We start from the raw sequence: 2,296 nt of genomic DNA on the forward strand, positions 1-2,296 counted from the left end.
GCTTGATCGCCTCGTCGATGTTGCGCAGCGGCGGCTTGTGGTTGCCAATGATCATGAGCTTGAACTGCGGCATGTAGGTAAAGAAATTCTGGTGCATGAAGCGAGCCGAGATCGGATCGCCGCCGGTTATCTGCTTGAGCCGGCTTTCAGCCCAGGAGTTTCCCTCCTCGGTTTCGGATGCGGTCACCAAACGCGCGCCCCTGAGCATGGCGAGATCGGTGGGATGCCTGCCTGCATTTGAGGCGGTGAAGGTGTCCATCGGCGCGGTGGCGGCGTAGTCCGCGAGGATGCCAGTCAAGGTGTTGAGGAACACGCTCTTGCCGTTTCCACCTGGTCCGTAGATGAACACGAACGCATGTTCGCTGATGTCGCCGGTCAATGCATAGCCACACCATTGCCGCAGCGACCGGATCAGCTCTTTGTCGCCTCCGGTGGCCTGATTCAGGAAGTTCAGCCACTGGGGACAATCAACGGTTTCCGCAGGTGCCACCGCCGTGAGCCTGGTGATGCGGTCGCCAGGATCTGCAGGACGAAGCCTCCCAGTCCTGAGGTCCACGGTGCCGCCCGGAGTGCCGAGAAGGGAAGGATCTCTGTCCCAGGCGTCCGTTGTGACGGCGAAGGCAGGGTCTCCTCGGGCGAAGCGCTCAACGCCGCTAACGAACGTGACCTTCCGAGCCTCCTTCTGCACCTTGAAGCTGGATTCCTCGGTAGCTTCCCGGGCCACTTCGCGGATAACCTGAAAGACGTGGTCGGTCGTGTCCTTGCGCCAGTGCGTTCCCGCCCACCTGAACCACGTGCCGGTATCATGGCAGAACAGCAATTCGCCATAAAACCTGGCGGAGAAAAGCTGGGCGACACCATCCTGCGTAATCGCCGGCGTGTCACCTTGCTGCCCTCCATGAGGATCGCTGGACCCACCCTGTCGCCCACCGGCCGATCCGTTGACCAGCCGGATCGATTTGCTCATCTGGTTCGGAATGATCCTAGGGTTTTTGATGCCAGCGGAGAGTCCGCTATTGATCGTGGCCAGCACCGCCTCCAGGCCGTTCTCCTCTACCAGGCCACATAGCGTCGCGGCCTCGACAAGGCGATCGGAAATCTGCTGCGGCGCCAGGGCACCACTATCGACAAGAGTGCCAAGGTTGAACGCCGCTTGGTTCAGTCTGGTATTGCGCATTCCCGGCTCGGCTCTCGCAACGGCCTGGAACTCACCCTCGAGCGCGGCGGCGGCGTATTGCGGTGAAATCTCCGAATGGTTCGCCGCTCCCAAGCGATTTACGCCTGCCATAGCCGGGGCACGGCCGTTCAGCTGATGCTTGGGCGGCGCCTCAAGCAACGCATAAAGCCAATCCGGCGCCTCCGCAATGTCGATATCGCCCGGTGGTTCAACGAGCTCATAGCGCCCGCCGCCTTCCAGGCGGGAAGGCGGCATCATGATGTAACCGCCGTCACCGCGGACATCGATCCCTGGAGGAAGCTGACCCCGTCTGTTGGAGATCGGCCGATCCGCCCGCCATCTGAACAAGATGTGCATACCTCCACTGGGCGTTCGATGAACGCGTGTGGTCGGAATACCTCCGTGTTGCTTGACCAAAGTTGCCCAAGCGACAACGCCATCAGGCTGCCCGGGCGCTTTCTGGGCATCGACATCGATCACGAAAACTCCCGATGCCTCCCCAGTCCGCATCCCGATCATAGCGTTGGGCCAGTTCGACCACCAGGATCGTAGCAGATGCTCGTCCTTTGTAGCCTTGTACAGCCCGCCGGTGCGCGGAATCGGCAATCCAGCCTCGTCATGATCTCTGGCGACCAGGGGGCTCTTGCAACGGGGCCCGGCAGCGGGATCACACGGAAGCACCGGCCAACCCCGGGCGGCATAGTCAAGCGCCTGACACAGCACCTCGCTCATGCTGATATACTGCATGTTCTCGATCCCGATCATCGACCAGCCGAGTGCTGATCACCCGGGACCGGCTTGCTGGTGCTGGCATGCAGGCGATCAGATTCGTACGCCTCGATATCATCTTCGCGATACAGGATCCGCTTGCCCACCTTGAGGTAGCGCGGACCGCCACCGGTCAGGCGCCAGCGCTCCAGAGTGCGTGGGCTCATGCACCAGCGGCGGGCAAGCTGGTGCTGATTCAAGTGTATGATGCACAAAACGTTTCCCCTCGGTTTAATGCGAAACATCGAGGAGAAACGTCGTGACAAACTACGGAGGAGATCAATTCCGAGAAACGGAGGAGAGGCGTAGGGGGAACGTAGGAAAAGACAAACAGGTCAAGTTTCGAACCAG

The 2,296-nt window shown here is 60.7% G+C and carries 2 protein-coding genes; both read right to left on the bottom strand.

Annotation, left to right across the window (positions count from 1 at the left end; translation table 11 throughout):
- On the bottom strand, positions 1–1,942 hold a 1,942-nt coding region (locus tag AC5JJ6_RS10050; RefSeq protein WP_496041906.1), incomplete at its 3' end, for a phage/plasmid primase, P4 family.
- Positions 1,939–2,145, bottom strand: a complete 207-nt coding sequence (locus AC5JJ6_RS10055; protein WP_496041907.1) for a helix-turn-helix transcriptional regulator — start codon at positions 2,143–2,145, stop codon at positions 1,939–1,941. The genes AC5JJ6_RS10050 and AC5JJ6_RS10055, both read right to left, overlap by 4 nt.
- Positions 2,146–2,296: the final 151 nt, after the last annotated feature.

This window comes from Skermanella sp. (genome assembly GCF_059503625.1).